25 protein-coding genes are annotated in these 20,681 nt (G+C 41.8%); 6 read left to right on the plus strand and 19 right to left on the minus strand.

The genetic code is table 11. The features are described 5' to 3' along the window. Nucleotides 1-121 precede the first annotated feature (121 nt). From V7K60_RS11675 to V7K60_RS11695, 5 genes are all read right to left on the minus strand, one after another. Nucleotides 122-514 carry a DUF309 domain-containing protein gene (locus V7K60_RS11675; protein WP_334925643.1) on the minus strand — a complete coding sequence of 131 codons (393 nt, stop codon included), beginning with the start codon at nucleotides 512-514 and terminating at the stop codon, nucleotides 122-124. Continuing rightward, nucleotides 511-876, minus strand: a complete 366-nt coding sequence (locus V7K60_RS11680; RefSeq protein WP_334925826.1) for a ferredoxin thioredoxin reductase catalytic beta subunit — start codon at nucleotides 874-876, stop codon at nucleotides 511-513. The genes V7K60_RS11675 and V7K60_RS11680 overlap by 4 nt, the downstream gene beginning before the upstream one ends. Before the next feature lie 206 nt (nucleotides 877-1,082). Then, nucleotides 1,083-2,267, minus strand: coding sequence for a DUF58 domain-containing protein (locus tag V7K60_RS11685; RefSeq protein WP_334925645.1), 1,185 nt, complete (start codon nucleotides 2,265-2,267; stop codon nucleotides 1,083-1,085). 63 nt (nucleotides 2,268-2,330) lie between these two features. Next, nucleotides 2,331-2,474, minus strand: coding sequence for a hypothetical protein (locus tag V7K60_RS11690; RefSeq protein ID WP_334925647.1), 144 nt, complete (start codon nucleotides 2,472-2,474; stop codon nucleotides 2,331-2,333). Nucleotides 2,475-2,715: 241 nt separating this feature from the next. Continuing rightward, a complete protein-coding gene (locus tag V7K60_RS11695; protein WP_334925649.1) occupies nucleotides 2,716-3,303 on the minus strand; it encodes a Uma2 family endonuclease in 588 nt (195 codons plus the stop codon). Nucleotides 3,304-3,437: 134 nt separating this feature from the next. Here V7K60_RS11695 and V7K60_RS11700 point away from each other — a divergent pair, with 134 nt between their 5' ends. From V7K60_RS11700 to V7K60_RS11710, 3 genes are all read left to right on the plus strand, one after another. Further along, on the plus strand, nucleotides 3,438-3,842 hold the full coding sequence (locus V7K60_RS11700) for a DUF29 domain-containing protein (protein ID WP_334925651.1): 405 nt from the start codon (nucleotides 3,438-3,440) through the stop codon (nucleotides 3,840-3,842). 300 nt (nucleotides 3,843-4,142) lie between these two features. Further along, nucleotides 4,143-4,436 (plus strand): DUF433 domain-containing protein, encoded by a 294-nt coding sequence (locus V7K60_RS11705; RefSeq protein WP_334925652.1) that lies wholly within the window; start codon nucleotides 4,143-4,145, stop codon nucleotides 4,434-4,436. Beyond that, nucleotides 4,433-4,573, plus strand: a complete 141-nt coding sequence (locus tag V7K60_RS11710) for a hypothetical protein (RefSeq protein WP_334925654.1) — start codon at nucleotides 4,433-4,435, stop codon at nucleotides 4,571-4,573. Before V7K60_RS11705 ends, V7K60_RS11710 begins: the two co-directional genes overlap by 4 nt. Nucleotides 4,574-4,605: 32 nt before the next feature. On the opposite strand, the gene V7K60_RS11715 is transcribed toward V7K60_RS11710, so the two are convergent. The 6 genes from V7K60_RS11715 to typA all read right to left on the minus strand — a co-directional run bounded on the left by V7K60_RS11715 (nucleotide 4,606) and on the right by typA (nucleotide 9,022). After that, nucleotides 4,606-4,908 carry a hypothetical protein gene (locus tag V7K60_RS11715; RefSeq protein ID WP_334925656.1) on the minus strand — a complete coding sequence of 101 codons (303 nt, stop codon included), beginning with the start codon at nucleotides 4,906-4,908 and terminating at the stop codon, nucleotides 4,606-4,608. Between the two features lie 140 nt (nucleotides 4,909-5,048). Beyond that, nucleotides 5,049-5,282, minus strand: coding sequence for a hypothetical protein (locus V7K60_RS11720; protein WP_069069125.1), 234 nt, complete (start codon nucleotides 5,280-5,282; stop codon nucleotides 5,049-5,051). Continuing rightward, nucleotides 5,279-5,542, minus strand: a complete 264-nt coding sequence (locus V7K60_RS11725; protein WP_442944379.1) for a BrnT family toxin — start codon at nucleotides 5,540-5,542, stop codon at nucleotides 5,279-5,281. Before V7K60_RS11725 ends, V7K60_RS11720 begins: the two co-directional genes overlap by 4 nt. A gap of 85 nt (nucleotides 5,543-5,627) precedes the next feature. Next, nucleotides 5,628-5,909 carry a hypothetical protein gene (locus V7K60_RS11730; protein ID WP_334925658.1) on the minus strand — a complete coding sequence of 94 codons (282 nt, stop codon included), beginning with the start codon at nucleotides 5,907-5,909 and terminating at the stop codon, nucleotides 5,628-5,630. A gap of 83 nt (nucleotides 5,910-5,992) precedes the next feature. Next, nucleotides 5,993-7,111, minus strand: coding sequence for a TIR domain-containing protein (locus tag V7K60_RS11735; RefSeq protein ID WP_334925660.1), 1,119 nt, complete (start codon nucleotides 7,109-7,111; stop codon nucleotides 5,993-5,995). A gap of 120 nt (nucleotides 7,112-7,231) precedes the next feature. Continuing rightward, entirely contained in the window at nucleotides 7,232-9,022 is a 1,791-nt protein-coding gene (typA, locus tag V7K60_RS11740) for a translational GTPase TypA (protein ID WP_334925662.1), read from the minus strand. A 613-nt stretch (nucleotides 9,023-9,635) separates the two neighbouring features. Between typA and V7K60_RS11745 the strand changes: the two genes are divergently transcribed. The 3 genes from V7K60_RS11745 to V7K60_RS11755 all read left to right on the plus strand — a co-directional run bounded on the left by V7K60_RS11745 (nucleotide 9,636) and on the right by V7K60_RS11755 (nucleotide 13,854). After that, entirely contained in the window at nucleotides 9,636-11,006 is a 1,371-nt protein-coding gene (locus V7K60_RS11745) for a serine/threonine-protein kinase (protein ID WP_334925664.1), read from the plus strand. Nucleotides 11,007-11,074: 68 nt separating this feature from the next. Beyond that, nucleotides 11,075-12,538, plus strand: a complete 1,464-nt coding sequence (locus V7K60_RS11750; RefSeq protein WP_334925666.1) for an ABC transporter substrate-binding protein — start codon at nucleotides 11,075-11,077, stop codon at nucleotides 12,536-12,538. A gap of 263 nt (nucleotides 12,539-12,801) precedes the next feature. Next, the gene (locus V7K60_RS11755) at nucleotides 12,802-13,854 is read left to right on the plus strand and encodes a hemerythrin domain-containing protein (RefSeq protein WP_334925667.1); all 1,053 of its coding nucleotides are present in this window, start codon (nucleotides 12,802-12,804) and stop codon (nucleotides 13,852-13,854) included. An 81-nt stretch (nucleotides 13,855-13,935) separates the two neighbouring features. Here V7K60_RS11755 and V7K60_RS11760 read toward each other — a convergent pair whose 3' ends face one another. The 8 genes from V7K60_RS11760 to V7K60_RS11795 all read right to left on the minus strand — a co-directional run bounded on the left by V7K60_RS11760 (nucleotide 13,936) and on the right by V7K60_RS11795 (nucleotide 20,583). Continuing rightward, nucleotides 13,936-15,120 carry a M20 family metallopeptidase gene (locus V7K60_RS11760; protein WP_334925669.1) on the minus strand — a complete coding sequence of 395 codons (1,185 nt, stop codon included), beginning with the start codon at nucleotides 15,118-15,120 and terminating at the stop codon, nucleotides 13,936-13,938. 279 nt (nucleotides 15,121-15,399) lie between these two features. After that, on the minus strand, nucleotides 15,400-15,963 hold the full coding sequence (locus V7K60_RS11765) for a pentapeptide repeat-containing protein (RefSeq protein ID WP_334925671.1): 564 nt from the start codon (nucleotides 15,961-15,963) through the stop codon (nucleotides 15,400-15,402). Between the two features lie 462 nt (nucleotides 15,964-16,425). Next, on the minus strand, nucleotides 16,426-18,186 hold the full coding sequence (locus V7K60_RS11770; protein WP_334925673.1) for a serine/threonine protein kinase: 1,761 nt from the start codon (nucleotides 18,184-18,186) through the stop codon (nucleotides 16,426-16,428). 250 nt (nucleotides 18,187-18,436) lie between these two features. Further along, nucleotides 18,437-18,625, minus strand: coding sequence for a 30S ribosomal protein S21 (gene rpsU, locus V7K60_RS11775; protein ID WP_012407716.1), 189 nt, complete (start codon nucleotides 18,623-18,625; stop codon nucleotides 18,437-18,439). Nucleotides 18,626-18,742: 117 nt separating this feature from the next. After that, nucleotides 18,743-19,066: an RNA recognition motif domain-containing protein gene (locus V7K60_RS11780; protein WP_104909692.1), complete on the minus strand. Its 324-nt coding sequence runs from the start codon at nucleotides 19,064-19,066 to the stop codon at nucleotides 18,743-18,745. A 544-nt stretch (nucleotides 19,067-19,610) separates the two neighbouring features. After that, nucleotides 19,611-19,910 carry a hypothetical protein gene (locus V7K60_RS11785; RefSeq protein ID WP_334925675.1) on the minus strand — a complete coding sequence of 100 codons (300 nt, stop codon included), beginning with the start codon at nucleotides 19,908-19,910 and terminating at the stop codon, nucleotides 19,611-19,613. A gap of 12 nt (nucleotides 19,911-19,922) precedes the next feature. After that, the gene (locus tag V7K60_RS11790) at nucleotides 19,923-20,330 is read right to left on the minus strand and encodes a hypothetical protein (protein ID WP_334925677.1); all 408 of its coding nucleotides are present in this window, start codon (nucleotides 20,328-20,330) and stop codon (nucleotides 19,923-19,925) included. Then, nucleotides 20,317-20,583 (minus strand): hypothetical protein, encoded by a 267-nt coding sequence (locus V7K60_RS11795; RefSeq protein ID WP_334925679.1) that lies wholly within the window; start codon nucleotides 20,581-20,583, stop codon nucleotides 20,317-20,319. Before V7K60_RS11795 ends, V7K60_RS11790 begins: the two co-directional genes overlap by 14 nt. Nucleotides 20,584-20,681: the final 98 nt, after the last annotated feature.

A 20,681-nucleotide genomic window follows, 5' to 3' on the forward strand; every position in this document is an offset into this window, starting at 1 on the left:
ACTCTTCTTTTAACGGAGACGCTACGCATAGCTTGCTTCCACGCAGTGGTACGGGAAACTTTTGAGTATATGAATTGTGCCTACCGGGGATTTCGGGCAACGCAATAATTTCACCAGATGTCTAATCAGTTGTTAGCACAATTCTAGGCAAAGATAAAACTTGATTTTCACCCAGATTGCCAGCAGCAATCAAGTCTTGCCCTATTTGTTGTAATGTCGTCAACAACACTGCGCTCTGACTCAATAGCTCATCTACGTCAACGCCGCTGTAACTAGATGGGTAACGGCGTAGGCGATTACTGCCTTCTCCCAATAGAATTACAGCACCTCGCCAGTTTTGATTTTCCAAATGATACAGTGCTACAGCAATTTGGAGAATTCCTTGATAAAAAGTTTTTTCCGGTTCGCCAGCTTCAATCCACAAAGCCTCTAAAGTGTCATGACAAGCGTAGAACTGTCCAGAATTGAACTGTTCTACTCCTTGCCAAAACTCTTGGGGGATGATTTCGCTCATCCCATGCTGTCTCGTACTTCTTTGATTGTTTCCAGAGAGATTTCTTGTTTGTCTCCAGCAAACTCGTTGTCAGGGGTGAGGAATAACATGCAATGGCACTCTTTGCGTTCTCTCATTGGCACACAAGGACAGTTCCAATATGTGGCGTGAATCTCAGCTTCTTTATCTTCGTAATGGCGACAAGGACATAAAGGCGCACCTAGATCGTCTTTATGTTTGGCTAGTCCTTCAATCACAACTGCGGTGACAGAAGGTTCAGAACAGAAGTATGTTCCAGTACGCTTGGCGTATTGTTCGGAAAAATGCCGCATTGCCTCTAGGCTTTTATCGCTGGATTTTGCGTTATGTTCTGATGTGATCATGTCGCTCATAATTTAAATATTTTTTTGCATTGTACCTCAGCCTCATGTGGGGATTACTGGGTGTATTTCCCCAACCTTACCTGTTCAAATTGTCTTACCTTTGCTCAAAGGCTGATGTATCCAGTGTGCTGGGATCAGAGAAAATCCCAGAAATCGCAGAAGCTTAAGTTGTCAGCAGTCTTTGAAATTATAAAATTTGAATTGATTTATGAATGTAATGTTTTTTGTAGTTGGGGTTGCAGTGGGCTATCGCTTTGTAAAACTATACCAGGGTGTTCCCAATTAATTACCTCTGGTTCTGCTGGTGAGGAAATATTTGGCCACAAAACCCAGCGACTGCCTTGAGGAAGAGTAGCAAGGCTCAGGGGGTTTTGAGTCAGCCAAATCAAAGGATAGCTTTTAGGAACTACTGAACTGGCATCTTCTAGGGCTGTGGTTGCTGCTAAGGTTTCTAGAACAAAGCGTAGACCTCCGGGCTTGCCATAGGCATCGCCTTTAATTAAATTTGTTGATGCTGTCCACAGTTGCACCTGTAATTGTTGTTGCTGTGCATAAAAGTACAACGAAGCTGCGGCAATTACTGCTTGTTCAAAGTTTTCTTCTTCCCAATTGCTAGCACTGTCAAGGGCAATAACTATTTCTTGTCCACCTGTTACCATTTCTAACTCCCGCACCCTTAATTCGCCATAGCGGGCACTAGTCCGCCAGTGAATCAAGCGAGTAGGATCTCCTAAACGATAAGGACGGAGCGATCGCACCAGGCCTGTTGTCGCTGTCTGCAATGGTCTACCACGAGGATCGCCCCTTTTGCTCTCTTCTTGTCCCATTTCATCCACTAAGGAGCAGGTAGCCAAGGGTAACACTGTGGGATAAACGATCGCTGTAGCAGCACAGTCACGCTGACGGCGACACCAGAACAACCCTAAAGGCGCGCCAGAACCCAGTTCTACTGTGTGCCAGTGATATACGCCCCGGCGCTGAGTAGGGTGATAATATACCCAACGGTAACTACCTCGGCTAGGAATTGTTTCGATGGCCTTTTGTACTGGTTTCCCTAAGACGAAGGGCAGTATATCTTCAACTTGCAATAAGCTTACAGGCTGCTGTGTCTGATTGCAGATTTCTAATTCCACCGTTAGATCGTCGCCTGCTGACACAGGTTGAATGGGACGGCGGGTGATGGATAGATTTGTGAGCGATCGCGGCGGTAAGATGGCTGCTACACCCAAAAGGGCAAAACTAATGCCGCTAATGGCGTAAAGCCAACCAGCCATCGTATTGATACCTGCGCCAAAAAAACAAATTGCCGTTGCTGCTAGTACCCAACCGCCATATGCAGGGGCACAAGCGCGGGTTTCTAACCAATTGGTGATGGGTTTGATAATTTTCATGTTTCTTTTTTAACCCAACACCACCCTAAATTCACAGTCTCTCAGGGGTTGGGCCTGATGTCCTTATCGAAACCGCTCTAGAATTTGGTTTACAAATGTCTCTCCATCAATAGGAGGCGTTTGGTCTGAAGCTAAAATCGCCGCATCAATTTTCTCTCGCACATCTTCGACCCATTTAGCATCGGCGCGATCGTATTCATCAAGCAACCGTAAGGTGATTTCAAGGGCTTCTTCTGCGGATCGATATTTCCCAGCTTAGAGCTTGGTTTGAATAAAGCGTTCTTGATCAAGTGTGAGACTGATACTCATAAAAAACCTCTATTCAGATTATTCACCATTTTAAGTTAAAAAACTCACCCTGCTTTTTCGTTCAGTTAAGGTTTATTCAAGAAATACAGTAAGTCATATTCCCACAAGATGCAGATTTTTTGATTATTGCAAGTTGCTGTCAAACTTTACGCTGTAACCAAGCAAAGACTTCATTAACAGAGAGCGTCAAATTTAAATCTTCTAATACTGGTAATATCTCTTGTCCTGCTAACAAATCTGGTAAAGAATTAGGCTGATAAACTAAAATACAGCGTTCACTCGGATCAATCAACCATCCTAGCTGACTGCCATTTCTCAAACAGTGCAAAATATTGCCAGTTACTTTAGTTTGACTTTGAGCAGGCGAAAGAATTTCTATAACCCAAGGAGGTGCAAAATCAATCCCATTGCTTATAATTTCACCGCTCTCATCCAGTGGTATTTGATTGGTAGAGATAACAACCACATCAGGAACTACTGAACGATTACCGCAGGTACAGCGTAATTCAGGAAAAGCTTCGTAGTTATTGCCCAAGGCATCAATCACTACAACTAAACGTTTTTGCAATAAGCTGTGTTTAGCCCCTCCCATAGGTTTCTGAATTGCCTTTTTGTTAATATATTCCCAAGCTGGTGACTCTTCAATATATGGAAGTTTTAAGAACTCTTCTAGAGTCGTGCTTTCTGGAACTGTAATTTTTCCTTGCGTCAACTCAATATTTTTCATAATTCGGTTACAAGCAAAAGCGGGTCAGTTGTTGGGACAAGTACCATACAAGTTATCTGTATTTTGGTCGTTTGCATCTAGAAATTTATAATTGTATATGATTAAATTATGGAATGTAGGTATAAGGTAAAAATATGACAATTACTACCAACTTAAAACTACTCTATGAAAACGATGATAATTTATGGTTAGAAGAAACTATTGAATTATTAAAAAAAAGGCAGTTTAACCAACTTGATTTAGAAAACTTGATTGAGGAATTAATCAATTTGTGGAAAAGAGATGTAGCTAAAGTCAAAGGTCTTTTAAGGCAAATTATTATTCATATATTATTACTCCAATATTGGCAGGTGGAATATGAAAGAAACTATCGTCATTGGATTGGAGAAATTAAAACTTTTAGATATGACTTAAATAATCATTTAACGACGAATTTAATAAACAAGTTACAGGAGGATTTAGAGAATATTTATCAAAGCGCGGTTGATTTTATGAAAATTAAACCCGATTTAATTATTTTTCTAGAAAAGTGTCCTTAGACTCTTGTACAATTATTAGATGAAAATTATTCGCCTTAAATAGATCAGTCTTATCTGATTTTTGTGAAATGAAAGTAGTACTGAGAGGCGATATCTACGACGAGCTACACCTACGCACTGTAAATGTATGGTTTGGCGATCGCTTTTTGTAAGAATGTCTGCTGGCAGGGTTCAGGCAGGCCGCTTAAGTAGGTTGATCTGACTGCATCTGTAACTTTGTTAGAGCCAGAACTGCTAATGTATTATTGAACTATGGAATAAATGTAAAAGATTCATTGATTCAGTTAGAGGGGAAAAAACATGGTAGCAATAGTTGATATTGGAACCCTAATTGTGAGGACACCTCAAGTTGCTGGAGGTCGCCCTTGCATTGCTGGTACGCGCATGACTGTTCAAAACCTTGTGATGGATTCTCAAGCAGGCTTATCTCCTCAAGATATTGTGACAGAATATCCACATTTATCTCTAGCGCAAGTTTATGCGGCGCTTGCCTATTACTATGCTGCTCAGGAGGCAATGGATAGAGAAATGGCTTTGTATCAAGCAGAATGTAATGCGCTGGAAACGAAGTGGATGTCAGGTAATTTTGCATGAGTCAAATTCGTTTCTATTTAGATGAAGATGCTGGCAAAAAATCTTTAGCTAATGGCTTATACAATGAAGGGATTGATGTAATGACAACGGCTGAAGCAGATAGATTAGGCTCATCTGATGATAGCCAATTAATCTGAAACAACGGAACAGAGACGAGTTATTTGTAGTTTCAATGTTGGTGATTTTTGTCAGTTGCATAAAGCTTATCTCGAACAGCAACAAAAGCATTCAGGTATTGTACTTGCTGCCAAGCAGAGCTATGCAATTGGAGAACAGTTGCGAGGATTGTTGAAGTTGGTAGAAAGTATGGAAGCCGAGGATATGGGAAATCAATTAGTGTTTCTAAGAAAATATATTGAAAATTTTTAACCTGCGATCGCTTTGTGTGAAAATATCCAAAAGAGCGATGTTTACGACGGGCTACGCCTACGCACTGTAAATCTCTGCTATGGTTTTGCGATCGCAGTTTCACGAATAGCCATCACAATTACTTCTGCAAAAATTTTTATTCTGCTAGTTTACCATCTGAATAATTCTCTATTAGATTACCTGCCTGCTGTCTCAATGATTGCCCCTTCATAAATTTGCTCAAATAATCTGATCTGATCCAGATCAGGTCGTTGTGTTGGGCTGCTGGCGCTGGGCGACCTGGATTAACAACCTTAATGCCTCATTCACTGCTTCATCGTTGGGAAAAGCTTGGGCAACATCGGGAGCTAAAAGTACTAGGTTCGTTTTTGTACGATACCGTTCAACATATTTACCTCTAACCCCGCTTGCCATTTGAGCGAAGTCGTACTCAGGACGTAATTCATCTTCCATTTCGTTTTCAACTTCCTTGTTCATAAAACCTCTTCTCTTGGCAAGTAGCATTTCGGGCGCTGATAATTCGTATCTTTTCCCCTCTTATCAGTATGTGCAACAACTAAAAGTTGTTCAAACCTAGATAAGCCAATAATAACGTAGCGACTTTCTCTAATCGAGTGGTCAGGATCAGGAAAAGTTACGGATAGCGCGTCATTAAATACGGTTGCAGCTTCCTGAAAAGAAACACCATGTTTCTCAAGGTTTAGTGTTGCTTTGTCTGGATTCCATTCAAATTCCATTTACAAATCTCTTTGCCTTTCCTTTCCAGAGTTTAACAGGCTGTTTGTTGATCAAAAGCCAGAACGACTTCTGCATCGCACAGGATCATAGCTCTAGCCCTTGTTGCCGATACTTGTTGAGTAGGAGTTGCTGATAGTCGCTGACTGCTTCAGATGGAGATATTTGTAGGCAATCCACAGCCTCAAACCATTGTGACCATTTTTCCACAAGTGGTTCATCAGGCTGACTATCAGCAATTTTAACTTGATGTTTGTGGATAACAAAATCAATGAAATCGGTCACTTCTTGGAGGAGTGGTTCGGAAAGTTGCTGCAATTTTGCGTTAGCGAAGCTCGCCGAAGGCATCACAGTTTCACGAATAGTCATGGGAATAATCCTTTTTCAGTCCTCTTCATTTTTACTCAAGGATTTGACTAAATGCACGGCAAGGGCGATCGCTTCCCACGCGTTCACACCAAGCCTTCACGCTCAAGAACCATACGAACATCCTCAAAACAAGCTTTAATGTTCCCGCGTGGAAAGTTAATATAACCAAGTCCATCAACATTGGAAAAGTTTTCACAGCCTTCTTCTAAAAAAATAATTGCGCGTGTGAAACCCAAGCGTCCTTGAAAAAGACCTGCTTCATGTATGACATTCATTCTTGCACGGAGCGTCAGATCACTTTGTTCATCTTCACCAGTCATTATCAAAAATGCGATCGCTGCACTATCAAGCATCTGGGATAAGCGCACAGTATTATTGATTCCAGCAATTGGAAGCCGATTGAATTCATCCCAAGGTAGTTTTAATCGCTCACTGATAAAGTCTTTGAGATCCCTCCATAACGGTGAGTGTCCGTGTCCAATAAAGACATGTGTACCTGGTTGAGATGAATACATATAAACGCGAGATTTATTGGTTAAGTGCAATGCAAGTTGATTTGCTATTCTCTTTAAACTTTCTGCTATTGTGGCAGGTGATTGAATAGCAAACAACTGTGCTTGAAGATAAATATGCGGCGGGGTTTGAGAACCAGACAGTACAGCAACCATGTCACGCGACAAAAATTGTCCACTTGGTCGAAAATGACCAACAACCTCCCCTACAGAGTATGTTTTACATTGTTCAGCTTCTTCTTTCAGCCGACTTAGGTATGTGTCTTCTCCACGAGCAAGGCAAGAAAAAATTATCGACATCAATTCTTCTCGTAGATCAGGAATCTTTTGTTCTGCATACTTGGCAAGTTCGTTTAGTTGCTCTAGTGAGAGGCTGGCTGTGTTCGATTTTAAAGTGTTATACACATCATCAAAGCTATATTCACACCACTCACCCTTAGTATCGTTGTACAATTTATTTTCGAGTCCCCATTCTTGACTAAATCGTGCACCAGGTGGAACTGGTTGAAGTTGGTTGTAATAGACACGGGAATGATATCCAAGCCATGAGCCAGACCAAGATTTTGCTGCCTGCTTTACTGCTTCTTGAAATGCTTTGACTGACTCAGTTACATCAGAAGATTCAAATTGTGCAACGATTTCAGAACAAATAGATTTGATACGTTCTAGAGAATTACGGAAGTCATCCATCAAAATATATACTTAATCTATATTTGCCATTTTAAATGTAGTTTAACATTTGAAAAATGCCATACCGAACCAACTAAAAAGCCCACTAATGTGGGCTTTCTAAATAAATTAAGTCATGACTTACCGTTTCGCCAACTTCTTCGACATCTTCCGCAGACGAATAGATTGGGGTGTAACTTCCACCAATTCATCGGGGCCAATGTATTCCAAAGCACGCTCTAGGCTCATGTCTATCGGTGCTTGCAGTTGCACTAATTCATCGCCACCAGCCGCGCGGTGGTTCGTCAACTGCTTGGTCTTACAGATATTCAATTCCAAATCTTGGGAACGATTGTGTTCTCCCACGATCATGCCTCTGTAAACCTTTGTGCCGGGAACAATAAAGAATGCTCCTCTATCTTCGGCATTTCTCATGGCGTAGAAGGTAGAAACACCTTCTTCAAAGGATATTAAAACACCTTTGTTACGGGCTTCAATGTCGCCACTGAGTTGACGGTAGTCTAAGAAGCTGTGGTTCATGATGCCTTCACCACGAGTCATCCGCATGAATTCACCCCGGAAACCAATCAATCCACGGGCGGGTATGACAAACTCTAGCTGGGTGCGATCGCCACTACCTGGTTGCATATCTTGCATTTCGCCTTTGCGTTGTCCCAGGCGTTCAATACAGCTACCCACACCATCAGCAGGAATGTCTAACACCAAGAGTTCGTAGGGTTCGCAAGGTTGACCGTTGATTTCGCGGTAAATTACCTGTGGCTGAGATACCTGAAACTCGAAGCCTTCCCGACGCATGGTTTCAATTAAGATACCCAGGTGGAGTTCACCACGACCGGAAACGAGGAATTTATCGGGAGAATCGGTTTCTTCGACACGCAAAGCAACGTTGGTTTCGAGTTCGCGGAATAGGCGATCGCGTATTTGTCTTGATGTTACCAACTTGCCTTCTTGACCAGCAAAGGGCGAATCATTCACCCAGAAGGCCATTTGCAAGGTTGGTTCATCCACTTTAATTAGTGGTAAAGCTTGCGGTTCATTGGGGTCAGTAATCGTTTCCCCAATATAAGCATCAGCGAAACCAGCCACCGCGACAATATAACCTGCGGTTGCTTCTTCCATCTCTACGCGCTTCAGCCCATCAAAGCCCATCAACTTAGTAATTTTACCCTTGACAATAGTACCATCTTCTGTTACTAAAGCTGCTTGCTGTCCTGAGCGGATAGTACCGTTGTGAATTCTGCCAATGACAATCCGTCCCAGATATTCAGAATAATCTAGGGTTGTGACTTGCAATTGCAGAGGCTTATTGCTGTCGCCTACCGGTGATGGAACGTGTTTCAGAATCGCGTTAAACAAAGGTTGCATATCTACCGATTCTGCTTCCAAGGTTTCCTTAGCAAAACCTCCCATACCGGAGGCGAACAGATAAGGAAAATCACACTGGTCTTCATCTGCCCCTAATTCCAAGAACAGATCCAAGACTTTATCGACAGCAACGTGCGGGTCAGTTTGTCCGCGATCGATTTTGTTGATTACAACGATGGGGCGTAGCCCTTTTTCTAAAGCTTTTTTGAGGACAAAGCGTGTTTGGGGCATGGGGCCTTCATTGGCATCGACAATCAGAAGACATCCGTCAACCATGCCGAGTACCCGTTCAACTTCGCCACCAAAGTCAGCGTGTCCAGGAGTATCAACAATATTAATTAGTGTTTCTTTGTAGCGAACCGCCGTATTTTTGGACAGGATAGTAATACCCCGTTCCCGTTCTAGGGCGTTGGAGTCCATAACGCAATCCGGAACGTCTTCGCCTTCGCGGAAAATGCCGGATTGTTTGAGGAGTGCGTCAACCAGCGTGGTTTTACCGTGGTCAACGTGGGCGATAATGGCGACGTTGCGAATTGGGAGCGTCATAGAAGCTTTTGGTGAACTCTAGAGGGGGTTTATAAGATTTACATTTGAATGCTAGGCTGTTTTAACAGAATTGAGAACGATCAGCAAATTCTGTAAAGAACCTTTAATAATTCTAGCGTAATCGTCACAATTGCGCGGAGTTTTGTAAACCCCACAATGGAGATGTGTGGTAATTACGGCGTGGGTGGGATAAAAAAAGCTTCTGTGGCAAACAGGTGTTAACTAAAAGACTGTATTACTTTTGAGAATTGCGGTTGATTCGTACAAAGGAATTTAGTTATTAAAATGCTTTGATAGAAAGTGCGATCTCTGACCAATAGAGATGAAGTTGCTGGCTGCTAAAAGTCAGGTTATTTCTTGTTTGGGATCAATAGAGAAGCGATCGCCAAGGCTTGTTTTTCTTGACTAGAATAGGGTGGGTATCTCTACAAAAATATTCAACTTACACGGAATTATCACAATGTAGAGTTAGGTCAATTGTTTAAAAGAGCAAGAAGCGATGTCTACGACGGGCTACGCCTACGTCATTGTCTATGTGGAGACTTTACAATCTAACCCCTGTAGGGAATTTAAGGTATATTCTAAAAACTAATAAAATGACAGCGATAATTATATGGTCTGCTGCCTAAATCCTAATTGCGAGAATCCCCAAAATCCTGACGGGGCAAATTTCTGCCTCAGTTGTGGTACACAGTTGGTATCGCTATTGAGAAATCGTTACCGAATCATCACACCATTAGGGAGAGGAGGTTTTTCACGCACATATATTGCAGAAGATATAGACAAGCTCAATGAACGATGTGTTGTTAAGCAGCTGGTTCTAAGTCAATTTTATGCCAGTCAGGGTAGTCAGGCACATAAAAAAGCGACTGAGTTGTTTGAACGAGAAGCTAAACGTCTCAAAGAACTAGGAGAACATGTCCAAATTCCTAATTTATATGCATATTTTAAGGAAGCTGAATATCTGTATTTAGTGCAGCAGTTTATCGAAGGGCAAAATCTGTTGCAAGAGTTAAAACAACAAGGGGTTTTTGATGAAGCCAAGATTCGAGATTTTTTAAATGATTTATTATCCGTACTAGTAGACATACATCAACAACAAGTAATTCACCGAGATATTAAACCAGAAAATATTATTCGCCGTCAAAATGATGGGAAATTAGTACTAATTGATTTTGGGGTAGCAAAGCAAAGGACAGAACTTACAAACACTACAATAGGGACAATTATCGGTTCATTAGGTTATGCACCGATTGAGCAAATGCAAACGGGTAAAGTTTTTCTGTCTAGTGATATTTATAGTTTAGGAATAACTTGCTTTCAACTGCTAACCAATATTTCTCCTTCGAGTTTATGGATGAAACAAGGCTATGGTTGGACTTCTAATTGGCGGCAGCATTTAACGCAACCTATAAGTCAAGAATTAGAGATGATTCTTAATAAGTCACTACAAGAAAATCACGAACAGCGTTATCAATCTGCACAGGCTGTTTTACAAGACTTGAATAAGTTGCCACCGCTAAGGTATACATTAGCCTCTACAGTTATTCCACCTACTCTGCCGTCAGGATCGCAACCACCAAATCAACATAAATCAACTCTATATCTACCGCAATTCTCTAACAGTCGATTATTGTCTGAAGCAATAATAGCTGGATCGGGTAGTTTATTTTTAGCGATCGCACTTATAATTTTTCTCGGAACTACTTGGATTAGCTCTGGATTGTGGTTGCTAATTTTAGGAGGATTAGTCTTTATTCAATCTCGCCCACTTCTGGAAAAAGCTTATTTAATTGTTATTGCTATCATCGCAAATTTAATCGTTGTCTTTCTTTTCAGAAATATCTTTACTAATAATCTTATCAAAGCTGGTTTAAATGGACTGCTGCTCGTAGGATTACTAGTTATTCTGGCAGGTTTGTTGACAGTTATTATTGTGGGTGTGTCTGAAATAATCAACAAACTGATTTCTAAATATCTTTAGTTTTTTGTTTTTGCTCAATTGTCAGAAATCTCTTTCAGATAATTTTTTTAAAATCTTGGTAATTATTCATGACAAATAAAAAAGAAAACTTGAGACTGCTTATTTCTCTTGGTCTTGCTGGGGTAATGGTAGCAGCTATTTTATGGTTAATTAGCAAAGTTTTTACTACTATCATAACAACATCATCAAACTCCACACAAACTTCATCTTCATTTACAAATAAGCCTTCACTAATGAATTTGGGTACAAGGATTTTAGTGAAAGTGCAAACATCCCCGGAAAAAACAGATGGAGTTAAAGCTTTTGCTGAGAAAGATTTCAGTACTGCCGTTAAAAAATTTACTGATTCTCTGATAAATAATCGCAATGATCCAGAAACTTTAATTTATTTAAACAATGCCAAAATAGCACGAGATAATTCGTCAGCTATAAAAGTTGCGATCGTCGCACCAATTAACTTTGATCCTAGTTTAGCAGAAGAGATTTTACGCGGTGTAGCTCAAGCTCAAAATGAAGTTAATCACCAAGGAGGAATTAATGGTAAAAAATTGCAAATTGTCATTGCAAGTGCTGATAATAGAGAAGATTCTGTACGCCTAGATAATGAATTAGTTCAAGATAAAAACCTTGTAGCTGCCGTGGGTGTTAGACGTAAAGCAGAAATATATAAAGAGAAAGGTTTGGTTTTAGTCTTGCCCGTCGAGCTACCAAATCAAGCAGAAAATCCAGAAAAATTAGAGAATAATACAGTAAATAGTCAGTTAAATAATTCCAACACTAACTACTTGTTTCATATAAATCCGCTATATGAAAATTTAGTGGATACTCATTCTCGCTACATTGCTCGACAAGTAAGAAATGTTGCTATTTGTGGCGATGTTCGTAGTTCAAGAGATAATTCAACCTCTTCATCAAATCAGATACTTGTAGAACAGTACACTCAAGCTATCAAAAAATATGGCAGTAACGTTATTAGTACGCCTTGCAATTTAGCAGATAAGAACTTTGATCCTAAAGCTTTTGTGGATAAAGCCATAGAAACAGAAAATGCAAGTGGCTTTTTACTAATGCCTTCAATCAGAAATATATATTTTGCCACCAAAGTAGCACAAGAGGTTAAAGGTAGAAAGCCACTGTTTGCTTCTGAAACTATGTACAGTGCTACAACTTTACAAAATGGCAAGGATCTTGAAGGAATGGTTTTACCTGTATATTGGCATCGTGATGCTAATAAAAATAACCCCTTTGCGAAAAATGCCTTTCAGCTTTGGAATGCACAAGTAAATCAGAGAACGGCGGGAGCTTATGATGCGCTCCAAGCAATTATTACTGGCTTAAAACAAGACAGTACCCGCGAAGGATTACAAAGGGTATTGTCTAATCCCAATTTTTCAACATCTGGAGCAACCGGAATGATTCAGTTTTCACCTTCCGGTGAGCGTCAAGGAGAAGCTTTGCTTGTCAAAATTGAGCGTTGTGAGTCTTGTTCTAGTGGAACTAATTACAATTTTGCCCTCTTGAATAAGAAGTAGTTTTTTTAATTTAATTTTCATTCCAAAGATATAGGTTGCTTTCAAATAGGTAATCTATTCAACTTGAATGTTATCCTTAACTACTTGATTTGATTGCAATCAAAAATTGATGCGATCGCTTCAATTCTTCTCTAACAAAAAGTTTTGTTTCTCTACCCAGAGTTGTGAGAGCGATCGCTCAAAAGAAAGATGGAATCTCTCTAACCTCTGTGTCAAAGTTATATCAGTAAGAATTACGAACACTTTGCCGACGGAGAACACAGATGGTAGCTACATTAGATGATACGAAACGCAATGCAATTGCTGTAAAACTTGCAACTCTTAAAGCTCTCCAACAGTTGGCCATCGAAAAGGAACAATCGCTTTTGACACAAGGGCTTGATGCTGAAATTGCCGATCGCATCCGAAATTTTATCAATGACGATCAAAAAAATCTTGGTATTTTAGAAACCGTAATTGGTCAGTATGGCATTCAAGCTGAACCTAAAAAAAATGTTACACAATTCATTGAAAAAGCTCGCGAAATGTTCAAAAGTTCTGAGTTGAGCCTCTATGAAAAGGTCTCTCAGCATGAATTGCTAAAACATCAATTAGTAATGAGTGGCTTGATAGTTCACAAAGCTGCTCAAAAAGTTGGGGCTGATGTGTTGCTAGCGATCGCACCTTTGAATACGATTAACTTTGAGAACCGCGCCCACCAAGAGCAACTCAAAGGCATTCTGGAAATTCTGGGTGTCCGCGAACTCACTGGACAAGATGCAGATCAAGGAATTTGGGCACGTGTTCAAGACGCTTTGGCCGCAGTTAGTGGTGTGGTAGGTAGTGCTGTTACTCAAAACAGCGACAAAAAGGATCTAAATATCCAAGATGTCATCCGCCTGGATCACAACAAGGTAAATACCCTATTCACCGAACTACTACAAAGCAACGATCCACAAAAGATCCAAGAGTACTTTGGTCAAATTTACAAGGATTTAACTGCCCACGCTGGAGCTGAAGAAGAAGTTGTCTATCCAAAAGTACGTCCTTTCTACGGTCAAGATAACACCCAAGAACTATTTGATGAACAAGCTGAAATGAAGCGGGTGTTAGACCAAATTAAGGCTATTAGCCCTTCTTCATCTGAATTCAAAGATCAAGTTACACAACTTATGAAAGCTGTTGGTGACCATATTCGTCAAGAAGAAAGCACAATGTTTGCTGCCATTCGCAACAACTTAAGCACTGAGCAAACTGAACAACTGGCGACTGAATTCAAAGCCGCTAAGACCCGAATTCAAGAGAAATTGGGCGTTGTTAGCGAATCGAATGTGTAGGATGCTTTCGAGCTTTCTATATCCGCTAAAAAAAGTTAGTTAAACAAAAACTCCCAGCACATCAGCGCTGGGAGTTTTTGTTTAAAGATTTTGCTGACAATATTTATAAGCGGCATAAGCCATAGTTACAACGCCGGTGATAATGGCAGATTCATCGACTTCAAATTGGGGATGGTGTAAGGGGTGGTTAATGATTCTTTCTTTGTAGCCTACACCTAAGCGAAACATGGAACCAGGGACGTGTTCCAAATAAATAGAAAAATCTTCAGATCCAAGGGAGGATTCCGGTAAAACTTGAACGTGATCGCTACTCCAAGCTTCTTCTGCGGCTGATTGTAACAATTGCGTCAAGGTATAATCATTTTGGACGCTGGGTACACCCTGGCGATAATTGACTTGATACTTTGCCCCGTAGGTATGGCAAACATTAGATACAATGTTTTCAATCCAATTCGGGAGATGGGCACGGGTTTCGGGATGGAGCGATCGCACAGTTCCCAATAACTGCACTTTATCGGCAATTACATTCGGCGCTCTGCCACCATTAAATTTCCCTATGCTCAATACTAAAGGACGCAAAGGATTTTGTGTCCGGCTGATGGCTTGTTGCAGTGCAGTAATCACTTGGCAAGCAATCCAAATCGCATCAATCGCCTCATGGGGACGCGCCCCGTGTCCAGATTCTCCCATAATCAGAATCTCTAAATCATCAGCAGCGGCTGTCAAAGCCCCGTAACGCACGCCAATAGATCCTGCGGGTATAGAAGGGAAAACATGAACCCCTAATAAAGCTGAGACGTTTTCCATCGCTCCATCTTTCACCATCCAGCTTGCCCCTTGAGCAATTTCCTCCGCTGGCTGAAATAAAAACCGCACTTTACCACCCAACTCCTCTACTACTTGGGACAACACCATTGCCGTTCCTAACCCCACTGTGGTGTGGACATCGTGACCGCAAGCGTGCATAATACCATCTGCACGAGAGGCATATTCTAAATTTGTGCCCTCTTGAATTGGCAAGGCATCCATATCAGTGCGAATTGCCAATAAACGGTCATTTTGACTAGTGCCTTGGAGTTCTCCAATTACGCCCGTTTTACCAACTCCTTCTTGTACGTGTAGCCCACTAGAAGACAAAACACCAGCTACGAAGGCTGCTGTTTGGTATTCCTGACCGCTGAGTTCTGGGTGAGAGTGGATGTGGCGGCGAATTTCAATTAAGCGGGGCGCTAGTTTTGCTGCTAAGTCTTTAATACGGGTAAGCATCGATTTAATTAATCTATAGGCTTTTCTCCCATGATAAAGAAATGTTAACAAACAAAATGCTTTTTGCCATACAAGGATAGAGGTTAAGGAAGAAGCAGAGGGGCAGGGGGCAGAGAGCAAGGGGGAATTATTGAACAACTCTCTTCCTTGTCTTCCCCTCTTCCTTGTCTACCTTGTCTCTTCTCAATGCCCAATACTTCGGCTTACCTCGACTTCGCTCGGTACAAGTCGCTTAGTACAAGTGCCCAATGCCCAATGCTCCATTCCCTACTCCCCAGTTTATTTTGAGTAGCAGGTTGTGGCTAAAGTATTTTCGGGTTTGTACTCGTTACATTCTCTGGGATTTTGACGCTCTAACGACCAACCATAAGGTTTGTCAGAGGTGACAATACCATTATTTAAAGTTGTTAATCGGTAGTTAGCCCCCCGAAAATTAGTAAATTGCAATTTGGCATCTTTTAAGTTCGCTGCTTCTAAATTGGCACTGATGAAGCCAGCAAAAGACAGATCGGCATTTTCCAGGGATGCTGATTTTAAATTTGCTCCTGTTAAAGAAGCACCACTGAGATTCGCCGAATTCAGAACCGCACCTTCTAAATTCGCACCTGTGAGATCGGCATTCGTGAGATTAGCTTGAGATAATGTAGCGCCGCTCAAGTCAGCCCCTCGCAAATTTGCTCCAGTTAGATTCAGCTTAGTTAGGTCAGCGCCACTCAAATTACACCGAGGACAGGCACTTGTTGCCTTCAACTGATCCAAGTCTAGCTGATTTAATGCAAGAGCCTGCTTTGCAAACGCTAAACAGGCTAACAGGGAGACGGTGGCAACAATCTTAAGTTTCATATTTTTACTGATATTTACAAAAATGACAAGTTACGAATATCACGTACTGCCATCCTTACATATACCGCTTCTCTAAGGAAGTGCAGGGATGAAGCATTGATTAAGAAGCTGTAAAAATACTATAAATTATAATAGTAAGACTACTCAAACGGAAATATAGGCTATAGAATCAAATCGTAAGGAACTATACCGAACCAATTATAGACTACCAAATATGTGATCCCCCTAGCTCGATTCAAAAGACGACTAGGGGGATCTTGTTTTTGGGCATTGGGCACTTGTACTGAGCGTACCCCTGCGGGGAAGCAAGCTACGCGTAGCGTCTCGGAGAGAAGCCGAAGTATTGGGCATAAGAAGCAGAGGTGCAAAGGGGAAAGACTTACTGCTACTTCTCCTCTGCTCCCCTGCTCCCTGATCTTCCCTGTCCCCTTGTCCCCCTGCTCCCCTGCTCCCCTGCCTTCTTCATCGCCATCCTAAAAGGCGCAGTCCAGGGACAATTAGGTAATAACTCACTCCTAACCAGAAGCTGATCAAGAAGCCTACAGAGCCAAAAAAAATCAGAGGTAACTTTAACTCCAACCAGGCTGGTTGACTGGTAAATTGGAAAATTGGAGGTGCTAACTTCAAAAGAATTAAAACTGCATAGGCGATCGCACTGCCAAAGGCCGCGAACACCGCGTATACTACATGATGGCTGCGAAGTCCTAAACTCAAGGTGAGTAAGCAAACTGCCACTAAAATCACTGCCACGAAGCCCTCGCCGCTATCTTTTGGGGTGATTAATTGCAAAATCAACCAGCCGAAGCCATAGCTAATCATGCCCATCAGGGAAGCCACTAAAAACCGCCGCCGTTGACCAAAACACCCAGATACTGTCAGCCCCCATGCGGTTCCCCAGCCTGCGGCAACGAACACCAAAATATCTGCACCGAAGACGGGTTGAGTATTTGGCACTAATTGGTTTAGCTGACTCCCAATAAATTCCACAACCTGACGTCCCAAGCTGGTGCGATAGGCCAAAATAAAACCAGCGATCGCACCAAAACAAGCGCCGATACTACTCAGGATCATCGCCCAAATCGTCGCCAAACAAGCTCGGAAAATTTTGATGATTGTCTGAGCGATAAAAATAACGGTTTTGGTGACAGCTTGACTAAAGTTAGCTAAAACTTGTTCAATAGCTTGTGTTATCAGTGTAAGTTTCTGGGAAGCTTGCGTTGAGGCTTGCTTAACTTTGTCTCGCAGTTGAGCAAATACCCCTGCTGGCGGTAATGGTTGAGAAATCTTCGCCAAACGTTTTTGAATTATAGCTGCATTTGCTGGACGCGATCGCACATCCTCCTGCACCATCTCATCTAGCAAATCTGCTAGTTGCGGATTGACATTCACCGTTGTTCGCCAGCGTAATTTACCCGTTTGCTGATCTTCCAACTCTAGCGGGTATTTGCCTGTTAGTAGTTCAATCACCGTTCGACCAAGGGCATAAAAATCGGCACTTGGCCCAACAATACCTCCAATCACTTGTTCTGGTGGACTGTATCCAGAAGAAAATAATCGCGTGGAACTAGACTGAGAACGCAGCTTAGAGGCACTAAATTGTTTTGCTCCACCAAAATCAATTAATACTAAGCGATCGCCCTCTGCTTGCCCTGGAGACGGGGTTACAGATGGCGAAGAAGTGCCCAGCATTAAATTAGAAGGTTTAATATCCCGGTGAAGAATCTGACGTTTGTGTAATTCTTGTAAAATCTGCACAGCTTGGGCAAACCAGTTTAAAACCAAACTCTCTGGACACCCTTGGGGAAACTTTTTTAATATCTCCTCTAAAGTCCGCCCATTGATTTTTTCCATTACCAGACAAGGCAGTTGGTGCGGTTTGGGATTAAACAGGTTTACGTTAAAATAACCATCAGCATCGACTGTGGGAACACCCGGATGCTGCAAGCTAGATAAAACTGCTGCCTCTTGGGTAAATAATTCCAGTGCCTTGGGCGAATCTTCTACCAATACTTTCAACACTTTTTCTGTTTGAGTTTTTTCATCCCAAACGGTGTAAATTTGAGCAAATCCTCCCGATCCCAAGGGCTGAAGTGGAACATAGCGGTCTAACAACTCTAGCGGTGCGCCACAGCTGTTGCAAAATTTGTTTCCCCAAGGCTGAGGATAAGGACGTTGACAATCAGGATTTATGCAGTGAACCGCACTCTGAGTGATGTGGGACACAACCGCTACAATACAAAGGCTGAGTTGATTTTAGCGTTTCTTTAGGTTTCCTGATTTTAAAATAGACAAAAGGAAAACCCTCATAAAATTTATGAGGGCATTCGTTTATATTTACAACAGAATTCAAGGAAGGTGAAGTACACAAGGATTCGTGTCAAAGCAAGATATAAAGCCTGTTTTACTTCTGAATTCAGAATTTTGAATTTAGAATTCTGACTTCTGAATTCTGAATTCTGCTGTATGTCAGCCCTTAATTGCGAAAACTTCTCTTACTTTGTCTGTGCTTGGCAACTTCTTTGCGTTTGCGTTTTTCTAAGGGTGTTTCAAAATGACGATGCTTTCTCATGTCTGGAAAAATCCCCGCCTTGGAAACTTCTCGTTTAAATCGTCGTAAGGCTGACTCAATGTGTTCATTGTCACCTACAATTACTTGGGTCATTATTTCTCCTACTAAGTTGACTTCATCGATGGCTATGCAGGCGGTAAGATTACAAAAAAAAGACAGACTTTTGTTTGTCTGACCTTAAGACTCTTGGTAAGTTTTTTGTTTCCAAGATTAGTAGCGTCCGCCGCGTCCACCGCCGCCACCACCGTATCCTCCTCGGTTGCCACCAAAGGAACCTCTATCACCTCTATCTTCCTTGGGTTTAGCCTTATTCACTTTCAGATCACGACCCATCCACTCAGCACCGTCGAGAGCTTCAATGGCAGCGGTTTCTTCAGCTTCAGTTCCCATTTCCACAAAAGCAAAGCCCCGTGGACGACCTGTTTCCCGGTCAGTAGGTACTTGAACGCGCTTTACAGTACCATATTCTGCAAAAATACCACTTAAATCTTCTTGTGTAACGTCATAAGAGAGGTTACCTACATAAATTGACATCGATTCTCTCCAAAATCATCACTGTGTAGAGATTTTAATTTCTCTCAGAAGTCTGTAAATACTAAAAGGAAAAAGCCTTTCAATACTAAAACCAAAGACATCACTCAATTAACTCTCATAAATCTAGGATGACATACGAGCCAACTCTTTGCACCCAGTAGATAGTTAACCAGTGACGCGATCGCTTAGGTGCGATCGCCCGCCCCCACATACCCTAAGTATAGTCCACCGCAAAAAGGGGTTGGAAATGGAAGAAGATAAATTCTGTAGGGTGATATAAAAAATCAGACATGCAAGGGCGCATCTTTAATATCCGAATTGAACGTTTGACTGCATTAACCATGAAGCATTACTTCAAAATTTTAATACGAAAGGCAAAGTCAGGCAACAAATATAAAACTATTGTGACTTGTACTCTTTTGGAGAACCTGCTATAAAAGCAACTGCGATGCTTACGGCAGCAAGCTACGCGAGTCTTTTTCTTTGGTGCTAGCCTCTCTTTTTGGAAGAGGGGAGTAAGTGGCGTAATATCATGTTCGGCTAATTAACCCGGCGTTGCAATGTTAAATTGCCGAACATCACCTTTCCAAGCCGTCTCCAATTCAGCTTTGACAATTTGAGCGACCTGATCTTTGCCTAGTGCCTGCAAACTTGTCTGCAAGCCAAATAGAGAACGTCCATTATGGGGATATTTTTTTAAATCGGCACGAAAGACTTTCTCAGCTTCTCTATAGTCACCCTTAGCCAAAAGCACAGCACCCGAAGATTCCCGCGTCGGAAAATACCAGTCTGGTGGTTCCACGTAATTGAGGGCATCTTCTGCTGCCACTGCTTTTTCTAGCAATAAAATGGCAGATTAATAATCATGCTTTTCTCTGGCAATTTTGGCGTCTATAACTTTTGAGGCAATGTCTGAAATGCGACTGGTGGGACTGAATCCAATGGTTGCTTTGGTGGAAATTCCCTGTTTGGCAGCTAGTAATGCCCGACTTTCACTTGCTGCATCTTCAAGTTTACCTGTGGCTGCGATCGCCATGCTGCAAGCAAAATGCCAAAGTGCTGTGGTAGTAGGCAATTTAGCTTCGGGAGCAGGAGTTTTTAAGATGGCATCCCAATCACTAAAGCGTGTCTGAATCAGCATTTTGCTGCCCAGGAATCCCTCTAGCATTGGTGCATACGGGTCAATTGCAGTAGCATTTGCAACTAATTTCTCTGCGGATTTAAGAGCATCTTCATATCTTCCTGCTATGCTACTGGCCACCATGAGAAAATTTGACTAGGTTTCCCATTGCTTTGGCGTAGTAAAGCGCTAGTTGATACAAATCAGCATCGGCATCTTGAGAGTAACGTTTTGCTAAGGCGGTAATGTAGTCTCGTTCTTGGGTAGAAAGTGCCAAAGCTTGCTGTACCGCTTGGTAAGCAGCTAATTCCCGATTGGGGTCTATTTGTGAATTAATATTGGGCCCCAACGCTAAAGCAACACCCCAATATGCAATGCGGATTGAGTTTGGCAGCATATTGAAAAGAACGCACTGCCTCATCATGATTGAAAGCGTAAATTAAATTTAATCCCTGATCGAAAAACTCTTGGGCTTGAAGATTAGAAGTAGAAACT

Source organism: Nostoc sp. (assembly GCF_036917555.1).
GTDB lineage: Bacteria > Cyanobacteriota > Cyanobacteriia > Cyanobacteriales > Nostocaceae > Nostoc.

Coding starts and splice junctions, on each gene's coding strand:
- V7K60_RS11720 (WP_069069125.1), bottom strand. CDS start 5,282: ATGAACAAGGAAGTTGAAAACGAAATGGAAGATGAATTACGTCCTGAG.
- V7K60_RS11790 (WP_334925677.1), bottom strand. CDS start 20,330: ATGGTGGCCAGTAGCATAGCAGGAAGATATGAAGATGCTCTTAAATCC.
- V7K60_RS11755 (WP_334925667.1), top strand. CDS start 12,802: ATGGTAGCTACATTAGATGATACGAAACGCAATGCAATTGCTGTAAAA.
- V7K60_RS11675 (WP_334925643.1), bottom strand. CDS start 514: ATGAGCGAAATCATCCCCCAAGAGTTTTGGCAAGGAGTAGAACAGTTC.
- V7K60_RS11730 (WP_334925658.1), bottom strand. CDS start 5,909: ATGACTATTCGTGAAACTGTGATGCCTTCGGCGAGCTTCGCTAACGCA.
- V7K60_RS11680 (WP_334925826.1), bottom strand. CDS start 876: ATGATCACATCAGAACATAACGCAAAATCCAGCGATAAAAGCCTAGAG.
- V7K60_RS11700 (WP_334925651.1), top strand. CDS start 3,438: ATGACAATTACTACCAACTTAAAACTACTCTATGAAAACGATGATAAT.
- V7K60_RS11710 (WP_334925654.1), top strand. CDS start 4,433: ATGAGTCAAATTCGTTTCTATTTAGATGAAGATGCTGGCAAAAAATCT.
- V7K60_RS11795 (WP_334925679.1), bottom strand. CDS start 20,583: ATGCTGCCAAACTCAATCCGCATTGCATATTGGGGTGTTGCTTTAGCG.
- rpsU (WP_012407716.1), bottom strand. CDS start 18,625: ATGACCCAAGTAATTGTAGGTGACAATGAACACATTGAGTCAGCCTTA.
- V7K60_RS11765 (WP_334925671.1), bottom strand. CDS start 15,963: ATGAAACTTAAGATTGTTGCCACCGTCTCCCTGTTAGCCTGTTTAGCG.
- V7K60_RS11695 (WP_334925649.1), bottom strand. CDS start 3,303: ATGAAAAATATTGAGTTGACGCAAGGAAAAATTACAGTTCCAGAAAGC.
- typA (WP_334925662.1), bottom strand. CDS start 9,022: ATGACGCTCCCAATTCGCAACGTCGCCATTATCGCCCACGTTGACCAC.
- V7K60_RS11735 (WP_334925660.1), bottom strand. CDS start 7,111: ATGGATGACTTCCGTAATTCTCTAGAACGTATCAAATCTATTTGTTCT.
- V7K60_RS11745 (WP_334925664.1), top strand. CDS start 9,636: ATGGTCTGCTGCCTAAATCCTAATTGCGAGAATCCCCAAAATCCTGAC.
- V7K60_RS11725 (WP_442944379.1), bottom strand. CDS start 5,542: ATGGAATTTGAATGGAATCCAGACAAAGCAACACTAAACCTTGAGAAA.
- V7K60_RS11685 (WP_334925645.1), bottom strand. CDS start 2,267: ATGAAAATTATCAAACCCATCACCAATTGGTTAGAAACCCGCGCTTGT.
- V7K60_RS11760 (WP_334925669.1), bottom strand. CDS start 15,120: ATGCTTACCCGTATTAAAGACTTAGCAGCAAAACTAGCGCCCCGCTTA.
- V7K60_RS11750 (WP_334925666.1), top strand. CDS start 11,075: ATGACAAATAAAAAAGAAAACTTGAGACTGCTTATTTCTCTTGGTCTT.
- V7K60_RS11705 (WP_334925652.1), top strand. CDS start 4,143: ATGGTAGCAATAGTTGATATTGGAACCCTAATTGTGAGGACACCTCAA.
- V7K60_RS11780 (WP_104909692.1), bottom strand. CDS start 19,066: ATGTCAATTTATGTAGGTAACCTCTCTTATGACGTTACACAAGAAGAT.